The sequence below is a fragment of the Pantoea sp. X-Soil-ISGK-275 genome (assembly GCF_059730795.1).
The window spans coordinates 3540964-3562528 of sequence record NZ_AP035976.1 but is presented as its reverse complement, the minus strand read 5'-3'; the positions used below and the strand labels follow the sequence as shown (position 1 = coordinate 3562528).

Sequence of the window (21565 nt, the reverse complement as noted above, 5' to 3'; positions counted from 1 at the left end):
AGCGAAAGGCCAGAAACATGGCATCAATCACACTGCGCGGGCTGCGCAAATCCTTTGCGGCGCAGCCGGTATTGCAAGACATCTCGCTGCAGATTGCGCAGGGAGAATTCATCGCCGTATTGGGTCCGTCGGGCTGCGGCAAAACCACTTTGCTGCGCCTGCTGGCCGGATTTGAAACCGCCGATGGCGGAGAAATTCACGTTGGCGATCGCTGCTTCGCCGCGCCGGGCGTGCATCTGCCGCCGGAAGATCGTCAGCTTGGCGTGGTGTTCCAGAGCTACGCGCTGTGGCCGCATATGACGGTGACGGAGAATGTCGCCTACAGCCTGAAAGTTAACGGCGTAGCGCGTGCCGAACGCGAGCGCCGCACGCAGCAGGCGCTGGAGCTGGTGGGATTAGAGGCGTTCGCCGCACGTCGTCCTGCCGATCTCTCTGGCGGCCAGCGTCAGCGTGTGGCACTGGCGCGTTGTTTAGTGGCGCAGCCAACGCTGGTTTTGCTCGATGAACCGCTCGCCAACCTTGATGTCCACCTGCGCGCCACCATGGAAGAGGAGTTCCGCCGCTTCCATCATCACAGCCGCGCCACCTTACTCTACATCACCCACGATCAGCATGAAGCGATGGCGCTGGCCGATCGCATCGTGGTGATGGATGCTGGCCGCGTGATGCAGTTCGCCACGCCGCAAACGCTGTGGCGCGAACCGGCGAATGCCATGGTCGCGCGCTTTATTGATGACGGCAAAGTACTGCCGATCAGCGATATCGAACCACTCGGCGAGGGCCGCGCCTTTGCCACGCTTTGCGGCCTGCGCGTGCCGTTACGCTGCGCGCGGGATCAGCGCCCGCAGCCACAGGCGCAAGCCAGTTTTCATGCCGTCGATTTCCAGTTAGCCGCGCCGGGCGAACCGCAGTTTGCCGCGCGCGTGCAGCGGGTGATTTATCGCGGCGGCCACCATCAACTGAATGTCACACCGCTGGATGCGCCCGAGTGCAGCATCACGCTGCTGCTGGCCGATCAACCTTTACCCGCTGTCGATGCCACTGTCGGTGTGGCACTGCGCGACGGCTGGATTCTTCCTTCTTAACTTCTTAAACCTTCAGGGAAATGCTATGCGTACGTCGTTCAACGTGTTGATGTTAGTCAGTGGTTTAGTGATGTCTGCCGCCAGCCTTGCCGACGAGGCACCGGCCGGAAAATTGGTGGTTTATACCTCGCAGGCACCGGAAATTGCCCAGCAAACCATGGATGCCTTTAAAGCCGCCTATCCCAATGTGCAGGTCGAATGGACGCGCAACGGCACCACGCAGTTAATGAACGTGCTGCGCACCGAAATGATGAGCGGTGAAGCCAAGCCGGATGTGTTACTGATTGCCGATGCCATCAACCTTGGCGCGCTGAAAAACGAAAACCATCTTTATAGCTACAGTGATGCGCCGCTCAGCCACATCAATCCGTCGTTCTACGAAAAAGACAAAACCTTCTTCGGCACCAAAATCATCGCCACGGTGATTGCTTACAACACCCAGCACGCGCAGCCGATTGATAGCTGGAACGCGCTGGCGGTTGATGCCAATAAAGGGCAGATTGCGGTGCCAAGCCCGCTCTACTCCGGCGCGGCGCTCTACAAGCTGCACACCGATATCAATACGCCGTCGATTGGCTGGAGCTTCTATAAGAAGCTGGCGGCCATCGGCGTAGCGCCGCAGGGCGGCAACGGCCCGGCGCTAAAAGCGGTCGCCAGCGGGTTGGATAAGTACGGCATCATCACCGACGCTGACGTGATTCTGGCGAAGAAAAAGGGTTCGCCGGTGGATCTGGTCTATCCGAAAGAGGGCGTTTCCTACGTCACCGAGCCGGTTGCCATTATGAAAACCGCGCACAACTTGCCGGCCGCCAAAGCCTTCGTCAACTTTATGCTGTCAGAGCAAGGCCAGAAGCTGGTGGTCGAGCAGGGCAACCGTCCGGTGGACGATCGTGTCTCAGCACCGGAAGGTTTCACGCCGATCAACAAAATTAAGCTGCTGTCGCCGGACGTGGCGAAAGCGATTAAAGAAGATGCGGCAGTGCGCGATCAGTTCACCGCACTGTTCGGTGGCTAAGCATGAGCGTGTTGAGCAACGAATGGCGCAGTGCGGCGCGCAAAGCGCCGCGCGTTAACAGCGAGCGGTTGATTCTGGCGCTGATGGTGCTGCTGATTGGTTTGCTGTCGGTCGCTCCGCTGATGCGGCTGGTGTGGACCGCCATCGCGCCCAACGGCGTACCGGATATCGCGCGCTTAACGCGCCTGCTGGCGAGCGATCGCGTGTTGATCGCCAGCGGCAATACCTTGCTCATCGCGCTCAGTTCTACCCTGATTTCCGTGGTGCTCGGCACCGCCGCCGCATGGCTGGTGGCGCTCAGCGATCTGCGTGCTAAAACCGCCTGGGTGTTTGCGTTTATCCTGCCGCTGATGATTCCGCCGCAGGTGACTGCGCTGGCCTGGCTGCAGGCGCTGGCACCAGGCAGTCCGCTGGCGCTGCTGTTCGCCACGCTTGGATTGCCATGGTTTGCCCCCGGCGAGCAGCCGCTTTACTCCTTAACCGGCATTGTGCTGCTGCTCGGCACGCACAATGCGCCTTTAGTGTTTCTCACCGTGCGCGCCGGTTTGCGCCGTTTGCCTGCTGATTTGGTGGAAGCGGCGCAGGCCAGCGGGGCGTCTCGCGCGCGCATCCTGTTCACCATTGTGCTGCCGCTGGCGCGCCCGGCGATTTTTGCCGGAGCCGCGCTGACCTTTGTCGCGGCGGCGGGCAACTTCGGCATTCAGGCGATGCTGGGGATCCCGGCGCGCGTGCCCACGCTGATCACGCTGGTGTATCAGCAGCTGAATGGTATTGGCCCAGGCGCGCTGCCGAACACGGCGGTGTATGCGTTATTGATTGCGGTGATCACGTTAGCGGGCATGGCGGCCAGCGCCTGGCTGGGCGGACGCCATGATGTGCGCGTCAACGGTGCGCCACGTTTATGGCAGCAATCGCTGGGGCGCGGGCGAGTGGCGATTGAAGGCGTTGCCTGGCTGTGGATGGCGCTGACCTTGCTGTTACCGCTCAGCGCGCTGCTAATCACCGCGCTCACCAGCGGTTTTGGTCAGGCGCTCAGCTGGCAAACGCTGACGCTGGAGAACTTCCACGCCGCGTTGTGGGGCTATCCGGCGGTGCGGCACGCGTTTCTCACCAGCCTCGGATTAACCACGCTGACGGCGCTGATTTTGACGGTTTGCGCGCTGTTTCTTGCCTATTTCCTCAACTGGCGGCGTACCAAACTGGTGCGCGGTTTGTGGCTGGCGAGTGAACTGACCTATGCGCTGCCAGGCATTGTCACCGGCGTGGCGGCGATGTTGTTCTTCCTGCGCCCGCTGCCGATCGTCAATATTTCGCTGTATGGCACGGTGTGGATCATTCTCGCCGCCTATCTGGCGAACTTCCTCGCGCTGGTGTTGCGCCCCACGCTGGCCGGATTTGCCCAGCTGGAACCGGCACTGGATGAAGCCGCACGCTTGTGCGGCGCCGGTTTTCTGCGCCGCATGCGCGACATCTTGTTGCCGCTGGCGGCACCCTCCGCGCTGGCAGGCAGCGTGCTGGTGTTTCTCACCGCGCTGAATGAAATCCAGGTTTCGGTGCTGCTGGTCACCTCGCAAACGCAAACCATCGGGCCGACCATTGTGTTTCTCGATGAAGGCGGTTCCGCTTCGCTGGCGGCGGCGGTCGGTTGCCTGATGATTGTGGTGGTGTGTTTATTAATGGCGTTGGCCACATGTCTGACCCGGCGCCTGCCGCACGGCACTTTGCCGTGGCAAACGTAACGCCAGCCTGCCGTCAACGCATCATGATTTATAAAGTATCCCGCTGAACATTTTCTCGCCACTGCCGATAACTGACCTACCAACATTTGTCTGCGGATGAATAGCGCTTGTCAGCGCTGCGTATTTGCGCTTAAGTCTGCATGATAATTAAGAATTTTCTTAATCAACTTGACGATACCAGGCCAGCAATAGGCGAATAACAATGAATAATAACTCTGACGTCATGTACCGACTTTTGGTACAGAGCGTGGTGGATTACGCCATTTACATGCTCAAACCCGATGGCACCGTGGCGAACTGGAACGCCGGCGCGCAGCGTGCCAAAGGCTATACCCCCGATGAAATCGTGGGGAAGAATTTTGCGCTGTTTTACAGCGAAGAGGATCGTAAAAACGGCGCGCCGCAGCGCGGGCTGGCGACAGCGACGGCCACCGGACGCTTCGAAACCGAAGGTTGGCGCTATCGTAAAGATGGCAGCGCGTTTTGGGCGCATGTGGTGATCGACGCTATCCGCGATGAGTTTGGTGAGCTGCTGGGTTTTGCGAAAATCACCCGCGACTGCACCGAGCAGCAGGAGCAGCAGCGTAAACAGCGTGAGCAGGAACAGCGTTTCCGCATGCTGGTGGAAGGCGTCAGCGATTACGCTATCTACATGCTCGATCTGGACGGCAACGTTGAAAATTGGAATGTGGGCGCACAGCGCGCGAAGGGCTACGTGGCCGAAGAGATCGTTGGACAGCACTTTTCACGCTTCTACAGCGCGCAGGATCGACTCAACCATATCCCGGAAAAAAACCTCACCACCGCCTTTAAAACCGGTCGTTTCGAAGACGAAGGCTACCGTTACCGCAAGGATGGCAGCGCGTTTTGGGCGCATGTCATCATTGACGCGATCCGCGATGATGCGGGCAAACTGATCGGTTACGCCAAAATTACCCGTGACTGCACCGAACAGCAGGCGCTGCTGCGTAAACAGCACGAGCAGGAGAAGAATTTCCGCCTGCTGGTGGAAGGCGTGCGCGATTACGCCATCTATATGCTGGATGTGCAGGGCCGCGTAGTGAACTGGAACAATGGGGCGCAGCGCGCCAAAGGTTATCTGGCTGACGAAATTGTCGGTCAGCACTTTTCGGTGTTTTACAGTTCAGCGGAACGTAATGCCAACACGCCGGAAGCCAACCTTGGCATCGCCTTGAAAACCGGCCGTTTCGAAGATGAAGGCTGGCGCTACCGTAAAGATGGATCGGCGTTTTGGGCGCACGTTGTCATTGAGGCAATCCGGGATGATACCGGCAAACTGATCGGTTTCGCCAAAATTACCCGCGATATCACCGAACGCCGTGAAAACGAGCAGCAGCTGCTGCGCGCGCGGGATCTGGCGCAGTCGCAGAGTGCCAAAATGTCGGAGCTGTCGGGCTTCCTCGACACCATCATCAGCAATATCCCTTCGTGCGTGATTGTGGAAGATGCCATCAGCCGTGAAATCCTGATGGTGAACGACAAAGCCGAGCAGCTGTTTGGCGTCAACAAAGCGCTGATCATGCATAAACGCCCGCACGAATGTATGTCGGCGGAGCTGGGCGATTACTTTAATAGCCTGGCGGATGTGGCGCTGCGCAGCGAGGGCATTCACTCGCGCGAACAGCTGCTGCTGACGGCGGGCGGCGAGCGTATTCTGCATACGCGTGCCACCACCATCAGCGGCAAAGATATGCGTCAGAACTACGTGATGCTGATTGTCGAAGACGTGACCGACCAGCGCGAAGCCGATGCGCGCATCCGTCATATGGCGCATCACGATAATCTCACTAGCCTGCCGAACCGCGTGCTGTTCCGCCAGAAACTGAGTGAAGCGCTGCGCGTGGATAATCAAAATAATCAGGTTAGTGCCACGCTGTGTCTCGATCTCGATAACTTCAAAAACGTTAACGATGCGCTCGGCCACCAGATTGGTGATGACCTGTTGCGCGTGGTGGCGAAACGCCTGCGCAGCGCGCTGCGCGATCACGATACGCTGGCGCGTATTGGCGGCGACGAGTTTGCCATCGTGCTGCCCAATGTCCGTTCTGCTGATGAAGCGGCGGTGGTGGCGCAGCGGCTGATCGAGGGAATCCGTCCGCCCATTAACGTTGAAGGACATAACCTGTCGGTGGGTTTGAGCGTCGGCATCGCGCTCACCTCGCAAGCCACCAACACGCCGGAACATATGTTGCGCTGCGCCGATATGGCGCTGTACGAAGCAAAACGTAATGGCCGCAATCGCTTCGAACACTTCACCATAGAAATGGACGATCAGGCGCGTAGTCGTCGCGTGATTGAGAACGATCTGCGCGAGGCGATCTCCGGCCGTCAGCTCAAACTCTATTATCAACCGATCACCGACGAGAAGGGCATCATCGGCTATGAAGCGCTGATGCGCTGGCATCACCCGATTAAAGGGCTGATTATGCCAAACGATTTCATCCCGATCGCCGAAGAGACCGGCTTGATTCATATGCTGGGTGCTTACGCGTTGTATGAAGCCTGCCGCGAAGCGCAAAGCTGGAATACCGAACAATCGGTGTCGGTAAACCTGTCGCCACTGCAATTTAAGAACAGCTCGCTGGTGTCCGTGGTGGAGGGCGCGCTGCGTGAATCAGGACTGGCACCGCATCGGCTGGAAGTGGAGATCACCGAATCGGTGCTGCTGGACGATACGCTCGGTAATATCCGTACGCTGCAGAGTTTGAAAACGCTTGGCGTGCAGATTGCGCTGGATGATTTCGGCACCGGCTACTCATCGCTGAGCTATCTGCGATCGTTCCCGTTCGACAAGATCAAAATCGACAAGTCGTTCATCAACGATATGGGCGACAGCCGCGAGGCGCTGGCGATCATCCGCGCCATTACTGGCATGAGCCGCAGTCTCGATATTCAGATCACCGCCGAAGGCGTGGAGAGCGGCGAGCAGTACGCCAAACTGCGTGAAGAGGGTTGTACGCTGTTCCAGGGGTATTTCTTTGGCCGTCCGCAGCCATCGGAATTGCGGTTGAAAGAGTTGGAATAGGCATAAAAAAACGCCCGACATGTCGGGCGTTCTCTGTTTTGCTGTGTGTCATCTTTATTATTATGCGCTGTGGCCGTCGACAGACATGTGGCCGAGATCTTTGTCCACCAGGAACAGGCCTTCGCCTTTATTACCCACCATCGCCAGTTTATCCAGCACGGTTTTAAACAGCTTCTCTTCTTCATGCTGCTCGGCAACGTACCACTGCAGGAAGTTAAAGGTCGAGTAATCCTGCGTGGTTAATGCGGTGTGCACCAGCTCGTTGATTTTTTTGGTGATCAACTGCTCATGCTTCAACGCTTCTTCCAGCACGTCGTTCAGTGACGTCCAGCTAATGGCCGGAGCCGCAATGCTGCCCAGCACCGGCAGAGCACCGGCATCGCTGACATAATCAAACAGCTTCTGCATGTGCTGCATCTCTTCGCGAGAGTGCATTTTCAGGAATGAAGAGGCGCCTTCATAGCCTTTATCGCTGCACCAGGCGCTCATCTGCAGATAGAGGTTGGCAGAGAAGAATTCGAGATTCAGTTGGTCGTTCAAACGCGAGGTCATTTCAGCAGTTAACATGGCTGAGTCCTTTTTAATTTGTCAGGTGAAGTACGGCGAATTATGCATCAATCTATACTTTTTTGTGAAGGACTTTCCTTAAAAAATTTGAATTTATCTTATTGATTGTAAATGGAATTATTCCACATGTTGAATGCGAAGAGTTCTCACTTTTGACTAATTTTCATTCACGCTGGATTGATTATAGCTGCGCATCGGGCGATGCTGAGGCTTGCCTTTACTTGTCAGGAGCTTAGTGGTGTCGAACGTCTTAGAGCATTACCATTTTCTGCATGAAATCCCCGAGCTGGGTTTTCAGGAATTCAAAACCTCTGCTTATATTGCCGATCAGCTGGAAAGCGCCGGAATTAAGGTGACGCGCGGCATCAATAACACCACTGGCATGGTGGCGGAAATCGACAGCGGCGTGCCCGGTCCGGTGCTGGCCCTGCGTGCGGATATGGATGCGCTCGGTCATATCATTGACGGCGTGGCGTGTGCGCGTCACACCTGCGGCCACGACGGCCATTCGTCGGTGGTGCTGACGGCGGCGCAAGAGCTGTTGAAAGAGGGCGCGATCAAGAAAGGGCGGCTGAAGCTGCTGTTCCAGCCAGCGGAAGAACTCGGTGCCGGTGCGCTGGCGATGATTGAGGGCGGCGCGCTGGAGGATGTGGAGATGATTCTCGGCTTCCATGTGCGTCCGCTGGAAGAGTGCCATGTGGGGCAAGCGACGCCAGCGGTGATTTACTCCGCCTGCAGCACGCTGGAAGCCACCATCAAAGGCGCGCCGGCGCATGCAGCGCGTCCGCATTTGGGCGTTAACGCGCTGGATGCGGCGGTGCAAGCGGTGCAGGCCGTCAACGCCATCCATCTGCCGCCGGGTTTGACCTGGAGCGTGAAAGCCACGCGTTTTCTGTGCGATGCGGGCGTGACCAACTCGGTGCCGGATGAGGCGCGCGTGGTGTGGGATTTGCGTTCGCAGGAAAACGCGCCAATGGAGGTGCTGAAAGAGAAAGTCACGCTGGCGATTCAGCACAGCGTGGCGGCGTTGGGTGCCACGGCGGACGTGGCGGTGCTGAAGGAGATGCCGGCAGCAGAAATTCATGAAGAAGCCACGGCGGTGATTCGTGCGGCGATTGTCGATGTGCTGGGTGAAGACGGTTTGCTGGATACCAAAACCACGCCGGGCAGCGAAGATTTCTTCTATTACCCGGTGAAAAATCCGCAGGTGAAAGCCGGTTTCTGGGGACTGGGAACCAATCTGGTGCCGGGCCTGCATCATCCCGAGATGCGCTTTGAGCTGAGCTCGCTGGAGATTGGCGTGAAGATCTTTAAAGCGGCGGTGGTGCGGGTGTTGGGGTGATTAGAGGGTTTCCCTCACCCTAGCCCTCTCCCAGAGGGAGAGGGAACTGTCCATGCGGGTTTGCCTATTTATTCCCTCTCCCTTTGGGAGAGGGTTAAGGTGAGGGCCATTAAGGGCACCGATTCCCCCTTTCTGCGAAATATTGTATGCTATGCCGCCTCAATGCTGCCGGGATAATCGGAACTGCCGCCAATGTAGATCGCACACCTCTTGCTGTGAACTGACGCCACTGCGTCGCCATTGGCCGCGTTATCCTGCGCAATGACCCCGAAACGATTTATTCGCAGCGCGCCGCCCGCGTGTTGCCCTTGAAGAAGAATTCACTCAATGTCTAATGCTCCCTTTTTAGAAGAAGTGGCGCGCCGCCGTACTTTTGCGATCATCTCGCATCCGGATGCCGGTAAAACCACAATTACCGAAAAAGTGCTGCTGTTCGGACAGGCGATTCAAACCGCCGGTACCGTCAAAGGCCGCGGCTCCAACCAGCACGCGAAATCGGACTGGATGGAGATGGAGAAACAACGTGGTATCTCCATCACCACCTCGGTGATGCAGTTCCCGTATCGCGACAGCCTCGTGAACCTGCTGGATACCCCAGGACACGAAGACTTCTCCGAAGATACTTACCGTACGCTGACGGCGGTGGACTGCTGTTTGATGGTGATCGACGCCGCGAAAGGGGTTGAAGATCGTACCCGTAAGCTGATGGAAGTGACGCGCCTGCGTGACACGCCAATCATCACCTTTATGAACAAACTTGACCGTGACATCCGCGATCCAATGGAGCTGCTGGATGAAGTGGAGAGCGAGCTGAAGATCGCCTGCGCGCCCATTACCTGGCCAATTGGCTGTGGCAAGTTGTTCAAAGGGGTTTATCACCTCTACAACGACGAAACCTACCTGTATCAAACCGGTAAAGGCCACACCATTCAGGAAGTGCGCATTGTTAAAGGTCTGGCAAATCCAGAACTGGATGCGGCAGTAGGCGAAGATCTGGCACAGCAGCTGCGCGATGAGCTGGAGCTGGTGCAGGGCGCGTCGCACGAGTTCGATCAGGAATTGTTCCTGAGCGGCGAAATCACGCCGGTATTCTTCGGTACCGCGCTGGGTAACTTCGGCGTTGATCATATGCTGGATGGCCTGGTTTCGTGGGCGCCACGTCCGATGCCACGCAACACCGACACGCGTCTGGTGGAAGCGAAAGAAGAGAAATTCAGCGGCTTCGTGTTTAAGATCCAGGCAAACATGGACCCGAAACACCGCGACCGCGTCGCCTTTATGCGTGTGGTATCCGGCAAGTACGAAAAAGGCATGAAGCTGCGTCAGGTGCGCACCGGTAAAGACGTGGTGATCTCCGATGCACTGACCTTTATGGCCGGTGACCGTTCGCACGTGGAAGAAGCCTATCCGGGCGACATCATTGGTCTGCACAACCACGGCACCATTCAGATCGGCGACACCTTTACCCAGGGTGAAAACATGAAGTTCACCGGCATTCCGAACTTCGCGCCAGAGCTGTTCCGTCGTATCCGTCTGCGCGATCCGCTGAAGCAGAAACAGCTGCTGAAAGGGCTGGTTCAGCTGTCGGAAGAGGGCGCGGTGCAGGTGTTTCGTCCGGTGCATAACAACGATCTGATCGTGGGCGCGGTCGGTGTGCTGCAGTTCGAAGTGGTGGTGGCGCGCCTGAAAAGCGAATACAACGTTGAGGCGATTTACGAAGCCATCAACGTCTCAACTGCTCGCTGGGTTGAGTGTGATGACGCGAAGAAATTCGACGATTTCCAACGTAAAAATGAAGTGAACCTGGCGCTTGATGGCGGTGATAACCTCACGTATATCGCGCCGACCATGGTGAACCTCAACATCACTCAGGAACGCTATCCTGACGTGCGATTCCGCAAAACGCGCGAGCACTAATCGGCATTGGAAGCAGGGCCTGTGATTTTTACTGGCCCTGTTTTATTGGTTACAGACTCCTCCTAATTCCGCTGCTTTTTTCCCTTTTTGGCGATATATCAACCACAAGAGCCAGCAAAAGCTGTAATCCCTACTACTATTATTCTGTCGGACGAGAAAAGAGACCTTTCGGGTTTCATTACGTCCAGTAACTCAGCAACGCCGTTCGTTGCTGGCGCATCCGCGATAACGGATGAGTTAACTGATAGAAGGATGATATCGATGAATAAGACTAAGATTGCCAAAACCCTGATTGCTGCCCTGGCCGGTTCTGCTCTGCTGAGCGGCGCGGCGTTCGCAGATGAATCACTGTCGCAGAAAGCACAGCAAACCTCCGACAGCGCGGGTGCGAAGATCGATAGCTCTATGAAAAAAGTCGATGGTTATATGGATGACAGCGGCATCACTGCGAAAGCCAAAGCGGCGCTGGTGGATGATGACGCGATCAAAAGTACGGATATCTCCGTCAAGACGCATGATGGCGTGGTGACACTGAGCGGCTTTGTGGCTTCTCAGGATCAGGCTGAAAAAGCCGTCGCGCTGGTGCAGAAAGTCGAAGGTGTGAAATCCGTCAGCGACAAACTACACGTTAAAGACAGCAAAAATGCTTCTCTCAAAGGTTATGCGGGCGATACAGCAACCACCAGCGAAATTAAAGCTAAGCTGTTAGCAGATGACATCGTGCCATCACGCAACGTTAAGGTGGAAACCACCGACGGCGTGGTGCAGTTATCAGGGGAAGTGGCGAACCAGGCACAGTCCGATCGTGCTGAGAAAATCGCCAAAGCCATTGAAGGCGTGAAAAGCGTGAAGAATGACCTGAAGGTGAAATCTTAACGCGAGCGACTCGGCACCCGCTGGTGCCGTTTCGTAATAAAAACAAAGGTGTAAATAAGCAGTTCGATTTTCACAATGGTAAAGGAGAGGCTTATGTTTCGTTGGGGTATTATCTTTCTGGTCATCGCTCTGATCGCTGCAGCATTAGGTTTCGGCGGTCTGGCGGGTACGGCAGCATGGGCAGCTAAAATTGTCTTCATTGTCGGTATTATTCTGTTCCTCGTGAGCCTGTTTACCGGGCGCAAACGACCCTGACTACTTGCGTCTCAATAGACGCTAACCCGCGAGTCACCTAAAGCGGAGACCGGTCTTTTGCGGCATACTATGAAGCCGCAACGATTGCAGAAGCAATTGGTCAGGGAACGACAATGACTGGTTCTCCGGGATGCTGCTTCGGCGACTCCCTCAGAGCAAGCAACACTGAGGGACATCCATTGGGAACACGTATTCCGTTGACGTTAGGTTCAATTGAACCGCTAGCTTTAATCCCTTTCAAATCCAGTAAAATCGCCCTGGTGTGCGAAGGCGGCGGCCAGCGCGGCATCTTTACCGCAGGCGTACTGGATGAGTTTCAACGCGCAGGCTTCAACCCCTTTCAACTGTTACTCGGCACCTCGGCCGGGGCACAAAATCTGTCGGCGTTTGTCTGTGGCCAGCCTGGCTACGCGCGACGCGTGATCTCCCGTTACACCACCAGCAAACTGTTCTTTGATCCGCTACGATTCGTGCGCGGCGGGCATCTTATCGATCTCGACTGGCTAATCGATATCACCAAACAGGAATTCCCGCTGGCGCTCAACACCGCCGAAGGGCTGTTTGCCAAAGGCAGCGAATTCTATATGTGTGCCTGCCGCAGCGACGATTACCGCGCCGAGTACTTCAACCCGATCAGCACCAACTGGCACGACATCCTAAAAGCGTCCAGCGCGATTCCCGGCTTTTACCGCAGCGGCGTGCAAATGGATGGCGTGAGTTATCTGGATGGCGGCATCAGTGATGCAATTCCGGTACGCGAAGCTGCACGCCGCGGCGCGGATACCATTGTCGTGATCCGCACCGTGCCGTCGCAGGTGTCCTACACGCCGAAGTGGTTTAAACGCATGGAACGCTTTTTGTCCGACAGCGCATTGCAGCCGATGATCAACATCCTGCATCAGCATGAAGAGAGCTATCGCGAGATTCAGCAGTTCATCGAGCAGCCGCCGGATAATCTGCGCATCATCGAAATCTGTCCGCCAAAACCGCTGGCGAGCATGGCGCTTGGCAGCCGCTTGTCATCGCTGAATCAGGATTACCATTTAGGCCGACGCAGCGGGCGCTATTTCCTCGCCACGCTTGGTCAATGGTTGAGTGATGCTGAGCCGCTGGTGCGTTCAACCACGGTTACGCCGCCGGCAGCGGTGGCGAATGCGCCCGACAATCGCCCACTGATTACGCCCGCGCTGGCGGAAAACGATGCCGATTTTGATAAAGGTTCGCTGGCATGAAGTTTATCGACACGCATTGCCACTTCGATTTCCCGCCGTTCGTTGATGATGCGCACGCCAGCATTGCACGCGCTGCGCAGGCCGGCGTGGAACGCATCATTGTACCGAGCGTGGATGCCAGCCGTTTCGCGCTTGTGACGCAACTGGCGCAGCAGCATCCGTCGCTGTATGCCGCGCTGGGCCTGCATCCAATCAACATTGCTGAGCATCAGGAAGATGCACACCTTGATGAGTTAGAGCGCTGGTTGAAAAAGCCAGATAGCAAGCGGGTGGCGATCGGCGAGATAGGTCTCGATCTCTATATGGACGATGCGCAATTCGCCAAACAGACGCGGCTGCTCGATAAGCAGCTCAGGTTGGCGAAGCAGTACGATCTGCCGGTGATCCTGCACTCGCGCCGCACCCACGATCAGCTGGCGCTGCATTTGCGTCGTCACGATCTGCCGCGACGTGGCGTGGTACACGGCTTTGCTGGCAGCCAGCAGCAGGCGGAGCGCTTTATTCAGCTCGGCTACGCGATTGGCGTGGGCGGCACCATCACTTATGAACGCGCCAGTAAAACCCGCAACACCATCGCCAGCCTGCCGCTCAGTGCGTTATTACTGGAAACCGACGCGCCCGATATGCCGTTGCACGGTTTTCAGGGCCAGCCCAATCGTCCGGAGCGGGCGCGCAATGTGTTTGACGTGTTGTGCCAGTTACGCAGTGAATCCCCCGAAGTGATTGCCGACGCGCTGTGGCATAACAGCCAGCAACTGTTCGCCTTGCCTGCCTGATTCTCCCCCCGACAGATTCTGCATTTACGCTGCCTTACGCCTGATTAGCTACATTGATAAAGCTGAGAGTACACTTTCTCGCCCATTTTTGTGATAATAATAACAACAGCCATCGCGGCGCATTTCGGCCTGACTGGTGATTATTTGTGATTAGAATCACTAAATAACTGTATTTAAATAACAGGTTTTCTTTTTCGTGTGACATGAAGCGCAATTCGTTGTCACGGTAGTTGTTAGAATTATCACATTACCCGGTGGGTTGTGCCCGCCGATCTGAATTTTGGAGAGCATCATGACCGACCTGAAAGCAGCAGCACAGCGCGCATTGCAACTGATGGATTTAACCACCCTGAACGAAGATGACACCGACGAGAAAGTGATCGCGCTGTGCCGTCAGGCGAAATCGCCAGCCGGTAACACCGCTGCCATCTGCATCTATCCGCGTTTCATCCCAGCGGCACGTAAAGCGCTGCGCGAGCAGGGTACGCCGGAAATCCGCATCGCCACCGTCACCAACTTCCCGCACGGCAACGATGATGTTGAGATCGCGCTGGCTGAAACCCGCGCGGCCATCGCCTACGGCGCTGACGAAGTGGATGTGGTGTTCCCGTATCGTGCGCTGATTGCCGGCAACCGCGATATCGGTTTCGAGCTGGTGAAAGCCTGTAAAGAAGCCTGCGCGGCGGCGAACGTGCTGCTGAAAGTGATCATCGAAAGTGGCGAGCTGAAAGACGAAGCGCTGATTCGTGCCGCTTCGGAAATCGCTATCGATGCGGGTGCCGATTTCATCAAAACCTCCACCGGTAAAGTGCCGGTCAACGCGACGCCAGAAGTGGCGGCGATCATGATGCAAGTGCTCCGCGACAAAGGCGTGAAGCAGCAGGTTGGTTTCAAACCGGCGGGCGGCGTGCGCACTGCAGAAGACGCGGCGCTTTATCTGCAGCTGGCAGACGACATTCTGGGTGAAGGCTGGGCGGATGCGCGTCATTTCCGCTTCGGTGCCTCCAGCCTGCTGGCAAGCCTGCTGAATACGCTGGGCCACGAAACCGCGACCAGCAAAGCCGGTTATTAAGTTCATATCGATGTTCGTAGGGTCGCCATTTATGGCGACCTCTCTATTCCGGGGAGGCCATTGTGTTCCTGCCACAAGAAATTATTCGTAAAAAACGCGACGGTCAGGCGCTGAGTGAAGCGGAGATCCGCTTCTTTATCAACGGCGTGCGCGACAACAGCGTTTCGGAAGGTCAAATTGCCGCGCTGGCGATGACCATCTATTTCCATGATATGACGCTCGACGAGCGCGTGGCCTTGACCATGGCGATGCGTGACTCCGGCACGGTGCTGAACTGGAAATCGCTGAATCTTAACGGTCCGATTGTTGATAAGCACTCCACCGGTGGCGTCGGCGATGTCACGTCGCTGATGCTCGGCCCGATGGTGGCGGCGTGCGGCGGTTATGTGCCGATGATCTCCGGGCGCGGCCTCGGCCACACCGGCGGCACGCTGGATAAACTGGAAGCGATTCCGGGCTTCGATATCTTCCCGAGCGACGATCGTTTCCGCCAGATTATTAAAGACGTCGGCATCGCGATTATTGGCCAGACCAACTCACTGGCACCGGCCGACAAACGTTTCTACGCCACGCGCGATATCACCGCCACCGTGGATTCCATTCCGCTAATCACCGCGTCGATCCTCGCCAAAAAGCTGGCGGAAGGATTGGATGCGCTGGTGATGGACGTCAAAGTGGGCTCCGGCGCCTTTATGCCGACCTTTGAAGCCTCAGAAAATCTGGCGCAGGCGATTGTGGGCGTGGCGAACGGCGCAGGTTGCAAAACCACCGCACTGCTCACTGACATGAATCAGGTGCTGGCTTCCACTGCGGGTAACGCGCTGGAAGTGCGTGAAGCGGTGCAGTTCCTGACCGGCGAAGCGCGCAATCCACGCTTACTGGACGTGACGATGGCGCTGTGCTCGGAAATGCTGATCTCCGGCAAACTGGCTGAAAACGACGCCGATGCACGTAAAAAACTGCAGCAGGTGCTGGATAACGGCAAAGCCGCTGACGTGTTTGCCCGCATGGTGGCGGCGCAAAATGGTCCGGTCGATTTCATCGAGCGCATGGACAGCTATTTGCCAGCGCCAACGCTGAGCAAAGCGGTGTACGCCGATGGTGCGGGTATTGTCAGCGCGATGGATACGCGTGCGCTTGGCATGGCGGTGGTTGCGCTCGGCGGTGGACGCCAGCGCGCCAGCGACAGCATTGATTACAGCGTGGGTCTGAGCGACATGATCACGCTCGGCACGCAAGTAGATGCGCAGCGCCCGCTGGCGATTATCCATGCCGCGTCGGAAGCGCAGTGGCAACAGGCCGCCGCCGCCGTTAAAGCGGCCATTACGCTCAGCGATACTGCGCCAGCGATCACGCCGGTGGTTTATCGCCGCGTCAGCGAATAACTGGCGCTTCTTCGTGCCAGGCAGCGGCCGTTCGGGTATACTGATCTGATCGCTTTTTTTTGACTTGTCATCGCGCATTGCGCAGGAGACTTGCATGAAACGTGCTTTTATTATGGTTCTCGACTCCTTTGGGATCGGCTCCAGTAAAGACGCCGATAAATTCGGTGATGAAGGATCGGACACGCTCGGCCATATCGCCGAAGCCTGTTTCGAAGGCCGCGCCAATGAAGGCCGCGAAGGCCCGCTGCACTTACCTAACCTGACTAAACTGGGCCTCGGCAAAGCGGCTGAGCTCTCCACCGGTCGTTTCCCGCCAGGCCTCGATCCCAACGCGGAAATCATCGGTGCGTACGCTTACGCCAGCGAATTGTCGTCCGGTAAAGATACGCCGTCGGGCCACTGGGAAATCGCCGGCGTGCCGGTGCTGTTTGATTGGGGCTACTTCAGCGACAAAGAGAACAGCTTCCCGCAGGAGTTGCTGGATATTCTGGTGAAACGTGCCGATCTGCCGGGATATCTCGGTAATTGCCACTCATCGGGCACGGTGATTCTCGACCAGCTCGGCGAAGAGCACATGAAATCCGGCAAGCCGATTTTCTATACTTCGGCGGATTCGGTGTTCCAGATTGCCTGCCACGAAGAGACGTTTGGCCTCGATCGCCTCTACGAACTGTGCGAAATCGCCCGTGAAGAGCTGACCAATGGCGGCTATAACATCGGTCGCGTGATTGCGCGTCCGTTCGTCGGCGACAAAGCGGGCAACTTCGAGCGTACCGGCAACCGTCATGATCTGGCTGTGGAACCGCCAGCGCCGACCATGCTGAAAAAGCTGGTCGATGAGAAGGGCGGTGAAGTGATTTCGGTGGGTAAAATCGCCGACATCTACGCCGAGCAGGGCATCACGCAGAAAGTCAAAGCCACCGGCTTAGACGCGCTGTTCAACGCCACCATCGAGCAGATGAAGAAAGCGCCTGATAACTCGATTGTGTTCACGAACTTCGTTGATTTTGATTCAACGTGGGGACATCGTCGCGATATCGCCGGTTATGCAGGCGGTTTGGAATTCTTTGATCGTCGCTTGCCAGAGCTGATGGAGTTGGTGAAAGAGGGTGACATTCTTATCCTCACCGCCGATCACGGCTGCGATCCCAGCTGGAAAGGCACCGAGCACACGCGTGAGCACATCCCGATTCTGATCTACGGCCCGAATGTGAAGCCGGGATCGCTGGGATACCGCGATACCTTCGCTGATATCGGCCAGACCATCGCAAAATATTTCGGCCTGTCCAGCATGGACTACGGCAAGAGCATGCTGTAAAACAGCGCCCCAAATTTAATAAGGAAAATAACCATGGCAACGCCTCATATTAATGCAGAAATGGGTGATTTCGCGGACGTCGTACTGATGCCGGGCGATCCGCTGCGTGCTAAGCACATCGCTGAAACCTTCCTTGAAGATGTGGTGGAAGTGAACAACGTGCGCGGCATGCTGGGTTACACCGGGACTTATAAAGGCCGCAAAATTTCGGTGATGGGTCACGGCATGGGCATTCCATCCTGCTCGATCTATACCAAAGAGCTGATCACCGATTTCGGCGTGAAGAAGATCATCCGTGTGGGTTCTTGCGGCGCAGTGCGTGCAGACGTGAAACTGCGCGACGTGGTGATTGGTATGGGTGCCTGCACCGATTCCAAAGTGAACCGCATGCGCTTCAAGGATCACGACTTCGCCGCGATTGCGGACTTCGACATGGTGCGTAATGCGGTTGATGCCGCGAAAGCGCTGGGCGTTGATGCGCGCGTGGGTAACATCTTCTCCGCCGATCTGTTCTATACGCCAGATCCGCAGATGTTCGACGTGATGGAGAAGTACGGCATTTTGGGCGTGGAGATGGAAGCGGCGGGTATTTACGGCGTGGCAGCAGAGTTTGGTGCCAAAGCGCTGACCATCTGTACCGTGTCGGATCACATCCGCACCCACGAGCAGACCACCGCGGCTGAGCGTCAGACCACCTTCAACGATATGATTAAAATCGCGCTGGAGTCCGTGCTGCTGGGCGATTGATTCCTTTTTCCCTCACCCTAACCCTCTCCCGCAAGCGGGAGAGGGGACAGATCGGAGCGTTTTTCTCCCTCTCCCCGTGGGAGGGGGCCGGGGTGAGGGCACCAGACCGCACCATCCCGTAAACATCTGACACACTTTTACCCAGGCTTGTGCATCTTCGTGCTGGCTCTAAAGCAATCTCTGCTTATCATTAGCGTGATAACAAAGAGACTAAGCCCACCTGATGAATTTCCGTAATTTCGAAGCAGAAGAAAAGCTGTTTGCCCGCCGTGCGATTGTCGCTTTTGCCCTGGTTGTCATCTGCTTTACCATTTTAGGCATCAACCTGTATCGCCTGCAGGTCGATCAGCACAGCTATTACCAGACGCGTTCCAACGAGAACGACATCAAAATGATCCCCATCGCGCCCACGCGCGGGCTGATCTTTGATCGCAACGGCATTCCGCTGGTGCGCAACGTCAGCTGGTATGACATTCACATCACGCCGTACAAAATTGACAACATGCAGGAAACGCTGAAGGAGCTGACGCCGATTGTCGATCTCACGCCGGAAGAGATTGAAACCTTCGAGCACGAGCTCAAACAGAACAGCCGCTACAAGCCGGTTGAACTGAAAGCGGAACTGACTGACGAAGAAGTGGCGCGCTTCGCCGTCAATCAATTCCGTTTTACCGGCGTTACCGTCGATACCTATCAGGACCGCGAATATCCTTACGGCGCCGACCTGGCGCACGTACTCGGCTACGTTTCGAAAATCAACGATAACGACTACAAACGCCTGAATGCAGAAGGCGTTGGCGAGAACTACGCGGCGGACCACAACATCGGTAAGCAGGGCATTGAAGGCTATTACGAATCGCTGCTGCACGGCAAAACCGGCTATCAGGAAGTGGAAGTGGATAACCACGGGCGCATCGTGCGCGTGCTGAAAGAGGTGCCGCCGGTGGCCGGTCAGAACATCACGCTGACGCTCGATTTGCATCTGCAACAATACGTCGAGAGCCAACTGGCCGGGCAACGTGCGGCGGCGCTGATTGAAGATCCGCACGACGGCAGCGTGCTGGCGATGGTGTCCGCGCCGAGCTACGATCCCAACCCGTTCGTCAAAGGCATCAGCTACAAAGCCTATAAAACCCTGCTGCAGAATAAAGACCTGCCGCTGATCAACCGCGTCACCCAAGGCTTGTATCCGCCGGCGTCCACGGTAAAACCTTATATGGCAATGTCGGCGCTGCTGACCAAAGTCATCACGCCGAGCTTTACGATCTTTGGCGCGCCCACCTGGACGCTGCCGGGCACCGATCGTAAATATCGCGACTGGAAAAAAACCGGTCACGGCATGCTGGACGTGACGAAAGCCATCGAAGAGTCGGCCGATAGCTTCTTCTATCAGGTGGCGTTCATGATGGGCATCGATCGCATCCACACCATGTTGAGCCAGTTTGGTTACGGCAAATCCACCGGCATCGATCTCAACGAAGAGTACGCTGGATTATTGCCAAGCCGTGAATGGAAGCAAAAAGTGCACAAAAAGATGTGGTATCAGGGCGATACCGTGTCGGTTGGGATTGGGCAAGGTTATTGGGTGGCGACGCCGATTCAGATGGTGAAAGCGCTGGTAGCGCTGTTGAATAATGGCCGCGTCATCAATCCGCATCTGCTGGAGAAATCGCAGCGCGGCACGGTGGTGCAGCCGTATCAGGCAAAATTGCCGCAGCCGCAGATTGGCGATGCCAAATCGCCGTACTGGTCGCTGGTGCGCCATGCCATGTTCGGCATGGCGAATGCGCCAAACGGCACCGGCTACAAATACTTCCACACCGCGCCGTACGGCATTGCGGCGAAATCGGGTACTTCGCAGGTATTCAGCCTGAAAAAGAACCAGATCTATAACGCCAAAATGACGCCAATGCGCCTGCGTGACCATATCTTCTACACCGCGTTTGCGCCGTTTAACGATCCCAAAGTGGCGGTGGCGTTGATTCTGGAAAATGGCGGCAACGAAGGCGTCACGGCGGCGCCGCTGATGCGCAATATTCTCGACCACATCTTTGTGCCGGAAGCCACGCCGCCGCCGGTGGCGACAGTGGCAAAATAATCAGCGGAAGAACACCCGATTGCGGCCGTGATTTTTCGCGTCGTACAGCGCCACATCGGCGTTGTTATACAACGTCTCGAAATCGGAACCCGGCTTGCCGTAGCTGACGCCAAGGCTGGCGGTTACTAGCTGGCCGGGCAACACTGCCAACGGTGAAGCATTCAGCGAGGCGTGAATCGCGCCCGCCACAATCACCGCATCGGATAGGCGATAGTGCGGCAGCAGCACGGTAAACTCTTCACCGCCAATGCGACCAATGCTGGCTTCTTCCGGGCAGTGCGCCTGAATGCGCGACACCAGCGCGCAAATTACCTTATCGCCCATCGGATGACCGAACTCATCGTTAATGCGTTTGAAGTGGTCGATATCCAGAATGATCAGCGCCGCTGCGCCGTTACTCAATGTTTGCGTAATGCGCTGAATAATCGCCCCACGATTCCACACCGCCGTTAACGGATCGTGGCTGGCCTTGTACTCCAGCTCCTGCGCCAGCTGATGCAGCTGTTCGTTGACGCGATTAAGCTCACGCTCGGCGCGGTCGCTGCGCGAGATCATGCGATAGGTTTCACGCATCAGGCGCTGATAATGACGATTCACCATCAGCAGCGCATCGCGATAATCCTCAGCGCTGAGCGTGGTTTGAGCCGCCACATCCTGCGAGCGATTAAGCACATCGCTCTCTTCGCGGAACAGCTCGTTGAGGTCCATCACGATGCCATTTCCGCCTGCAGATTCACCTGCAGATCGGTGAAGTCCAGCGCCAGCTCCTGACCAAACTCTTCTGAGACATCATCTTCGGCGTCGAAGAACCAGTTGAGCGCCACGGTTTGCCCGCTCTGCGCACGCTGGTTGAACAGATCAAACAGGCTGAACAGCATTTTAGTGCTCGAGCTATTGAAGTAGCGCAGCGCGATATTCACTTCAACGTCGCCGCCCGGCTGCGGCTGCCAGTTCTCTAAGGCGTCCAGCAGCGGACGGTAAAACGCCGCCGCGTTCTCCGGCCAGGATTCACCGCGCAGGGCAAACTGACCGGCGGCAAAATCAAAACTCACTTCGGGCGTGCTCTCTGTGGCAGCAATAACAAGGTTTTGCATC

The 21565-nt window shown here is 56.6% G+C and carries 18 protein-coding genes; 15 read left to right on the top strand and 3 right to left on the bottom strand.

Annotation, left to right across the window (positions count from 1 at the left end; genetic code table 11):
• The first annotated feature begins 17 nt into the window (after positions 1-17).
• From AC6I8A_RS16505 to AC6I8A_RS16490, 4 genes are all read left to right on the top strand, one after another.
• Positions 18-1085, top strand: coding sequence for an ABC transporter ATP-binding protein (locus AC6I8A_RS16505; RefSeq protein WP_497818790.1), 1068 nt, complete (start codon positions 18-20; stop codon positions 1083-1085).
• Between the two features lie 25 nt (positions 1086-1110).
• Entirely contained in the window at positions 1111-2100 is a 990-nt protein-coding gene (locus AC6I8A_RS16500; protein ID WP_497818789.1) for an ABC transporter substrate-binding protein, read from the top strand.
• A gap of 2 nt (positions 2101-2102) precedes the next feature.
• Entirely contained in the window at positions 2103-3839 is a 1737-nt protein-coding gene (locus tag AC6I8A_RS16495) for an ABC transporter permease (RefSeq protein WP_265299052.1), read from the top strand.
• A 202-nt stretch (positions 3840-4041) separates the two neighbouring features.
• On the top strand, positions 4042-6885 hold the full coding sequence (locus AC6I8A_RS16490) for an EAL domain-containing protein (RefSeq protein ID WP_497818788.1): 2844 nt from the start codon (positions 4042-4044) through the stop codon (positions 6883-6885).
• 60 nt (positions 6886-6945) lie between these two features.
• Here the strand turns inward: AC6I8A_RS16490 and ftnA are convergent, their stop codons facing one another.
• Entirely contained in the window at positions 6946-7452 is a 507-nt protein-coding gene (gene ftnA / locus AC6I8A_RS16485) for a non-heme ferritin (protein WP_256697419.1), read from the bottom strand.
• A gap of 238 nt (positions 7453-7690) precedes the next feature.
• Here ftnA and AC6I8A_RS16480 point away from each other — a divergent pair, with 238 nt between their 5' ends.
• From AC6I8A_RS16480 to mrdA, 11 genes are all read left to right on the top strand, one after another.
• Positions 7691-8794, top strand: coding sequence for a M20 peptidase aminoacylase family protein (locus tag AC6I8A_RS16480; RefSeq protein ID WP_265299056.1), 1104 nt, complete (start codon positions 7691-7693; stop codon positions 8792-8794).
• A 327-nt stretch (positions 8795-9121) separates the two neighbouring features.
• Complete coding sequence (gene prfC / locus AC6I8A_RS16475) at positions 9122-10711, top strand: peptide chain release factor 3 (protein WP_265299058.1); 1590 nt, start codon at positions 9122-9124, stop codon at positions 10709-10711.
• A 261-nt stretch (positions 10712-10972) separates the two neighbouring features.
• On the top strand, positions 10973-11587 hold the full coding sequence (gene osmY / locus AC6I8A_RS16470; RefSeq protein ID WP_101761824.1) for a molecular chaperone OsmY: 615 nt from the start codon (positions 10973-10975) through the stop codon (positions 11585-11587).
• 93 nt (positions 11588-11680) lie between these two features.
• Entirely contained in the window at positions 11681-11842 is a 162-nt protein-coding gene (locus AC6I8A_RS16465; protein WP_007893192.1) for a DUF1328 domain-containing protein, read from the top strand.
• A 179-nt stretch (positions 11843-12021) separates the two neighbouring features.
• The gene (locus tag AC6I8A_RS16460) at positions 12022-13074 is read left to right on the top strand and encodes a patatin-like phospholipase family protein (protein ID WP_497818787.1); all 1053 of its coding nucleotides are present in this window, start codon (positions 12022-12024) and stop codon (positions 13072-13074) included.
• Complete coding sequence (locus tag AC6I8A_RS16455; protein ID WP_256697414.1) at positions 13071-13850, top strand: TatD family hydrolase; 780 nt, start codon at positions 13071-13073, stop codon at positions 13848-13850. Before AC6I8A_RS16460 ends, AC6I8A_RS16455 begins: the two co-directional genes overlap by 4 nt.
• A gap of 292 nt (positions 13851-14142) precedes the next feature.
• Positions 14143-14922 (top strand): deoxyribose-phosphate aldolase, encoded by a 780-nt coding sequence (deoC, locus tag AC6I8A_RS16450; protein WP_497818786.1) that lies wholly within the window; start codon positions 14143-14145, stop codon positions 14920-14922.
• A gap of 62 nt (positions 14923-14984) precedes the next feature.
• Positions 14985-16307 (top strand): thymidine phosphorylase, encoded by a 1323-nt coding sequence (gene deoA, locus AC6I8A_RS16445; protein WP_265299080.1) that lies wholly within the window; start codon positions 14985-14987, stop codon positions 16305-16307.
• A gap of 94 nt (positions 16308-16401) precedes the next feature.
• A complete protein-coding gene (gene deoB, locus AC6I8A_RS16440; protein ID WP_265299082.1) occupies positions 16402-17625 on the top strand; it encodes a phosphopentomutase in 1224 nt (407 codons plus the stop codon).
• Between the two features lie 33 nt (positions 17626-17658).
• Positions 17659-18372 (top strand): purine-nucleoside phosphorylase, encoded by a 714-nt coding sequence (gene deoD / locus AC6I8A_RS16435; protein WP_008103284.1) that lies wholly within the window; start codon positions 17659-17661, stop codon positions 18370-18372.
• Between the two features lie 223 nt (positions 18373-18595).
• Positions 18596-20470 carry a penicillin-binding protein 2 gene (gene mrdA, locus AC6I8A_RS16430; RefSeq protein ID WP_497818785.1) on the top strand — a complete coding sequence of 625 codons (1875 nt, stop codon included), beginning with the start codon at positions 18596-18598 and terminating at the stop codon, positions 20468-20470.
• On the opposite strand, the gene AC6I8A_RS16425 is transcribed toward mrdA, so the two are convergent.
• Positions 20471-21178, bottom strand: coding sequence for a GGDEF domain-containing protein (locus AC6I8A_RS16425; RefSeq protein ID WP_265299481.1), 708 nt, complete (start codon positions 21176-21178; stop codon positions 20471-20473). It abuts the gene before it with no gap.
• Positions 21178-21564 (bottom strand): DUF1987 domain-containing protein, encoded by a 387-nt coding sequence (locus tag AC6I8A_RS16420; protein WP_008103278.1) that lies wholly within the window; start codon positions 21562-21564, stop codon positions 21178-21180. The genes AC6I8A_RS16425 and AC6I8A_RS16420 overlap by 1 nt, the downstream gene beginning before the upstream one ends.
• Position 21565 lies beyond the last annotated feature (1 nt).

Excerpts from the sequence above, each read along its gene's own strand:
- AC6I8A_RS16425 (WP_265299481.1), bottom strand. The coding sequence starts at position 21,178 with ATGGACCTCAACGAGCTGTTCCGCGAAGAGAGCGATGTGCTTAATCGC.
- prfC (WP_265299058.1), top strand. The coding sequence starts at position 9,122 with ATGTCTAATGCTCCCTTTTTAGAAGAAGTGGCGCGCCGCCGTACTTTT.
- deoC (WP_497818786.1), top strand. The coding sequence starts at position 14,143 with ATGACCGACCTGAAAGCAGCAGCACAGCGCGCATTGCAACTGATGGAT.
- deoB (WP_265299082.1), top strand. The coding sequence starts at position 16,402 with ATGAAACGTGCTTTTATTATGGTTCTCGACTCCTTTGGGATCGGCTCC.
- mrdA (WP_497818785.1), top strand. The coding sequence starts at position 18,596 with ATGAATTTCCGTAATTTCGAAGCAGAAGAAAAGCTGTTTGCCCGCCGT.
- AC6I8A_RS16500 (WP_497818789.1), top strand. The coding sequence starts at position 1,111 with ATGCGTACGTCGTTCAACGTGTTGATGTTAGTCAGTGGTTTAGTGATG.
- AC6I8A_RS16465 (WP_007893192.1), top strand. The coding sequence starts at position 11,681 with ATGTTTCGTTGGGGTATTATCTTTCTGGTCATCGCTCTGATCGCTGCA.
- deoD (WP_008103284.1), top strand. The coding sequence starts at position 17,659 with ATGGCAACGCCTCATATTAATGCAGAAATGGGTGATTTCGCGGACGTC.
- ftnA (WP_256697419.1), bottom strand. The coding sequence starts at position 7,452 with ATGTTAACTGCTGAAATGACCTCGCGTTTGAACGACCAACTGAATCTC.
- AC6I8A_RS16420 (WP_008103278.1), bottom strand. The coding sequence starts at position 21,564 with ATGCAAAACCTTGTTATTGCTGCCACAGAGAGCACGCCCGAAGTGAGT.
- AC6I8A_RS16495 (WP_265299052.1), top strand. The coding sequence starts at position 2,103 with ATGAGCGTGTTGAGCAACGAATGGCGCAGTGCGGCGCGCAAAGCGCCG.
- AC6I8A_RS16490 (WP_497818788.1), top strand. The coding sequence starts at position 4,042 with ATGAATAATAACTCTGACGTCATGTACCGACTTTTGGTACAGAGCGTG.
- AC6I8A_RS16505 (WP_497818790.1), top strand. The coding sequence starts at position 18 with ATGGCATCAATCACACTGCGCGGGCTGCGCAAATCCTTTGCGGCGCAG.
- AC6I8A_RS16455 (WP_256697414.1), top strand. The coding sequence starts at position 13,071 with ATGAAGTTTATCGACACGCATTGCCACTTCGATTTCCCGCCGTTCGTT.
- osmY (WP_101761824.1), top strand. The coding sequence starts at position 10,973 with ATGAATAAGACTAAGATTGCCAAAACCCTGATTGCTGCCCTGGCCGGT.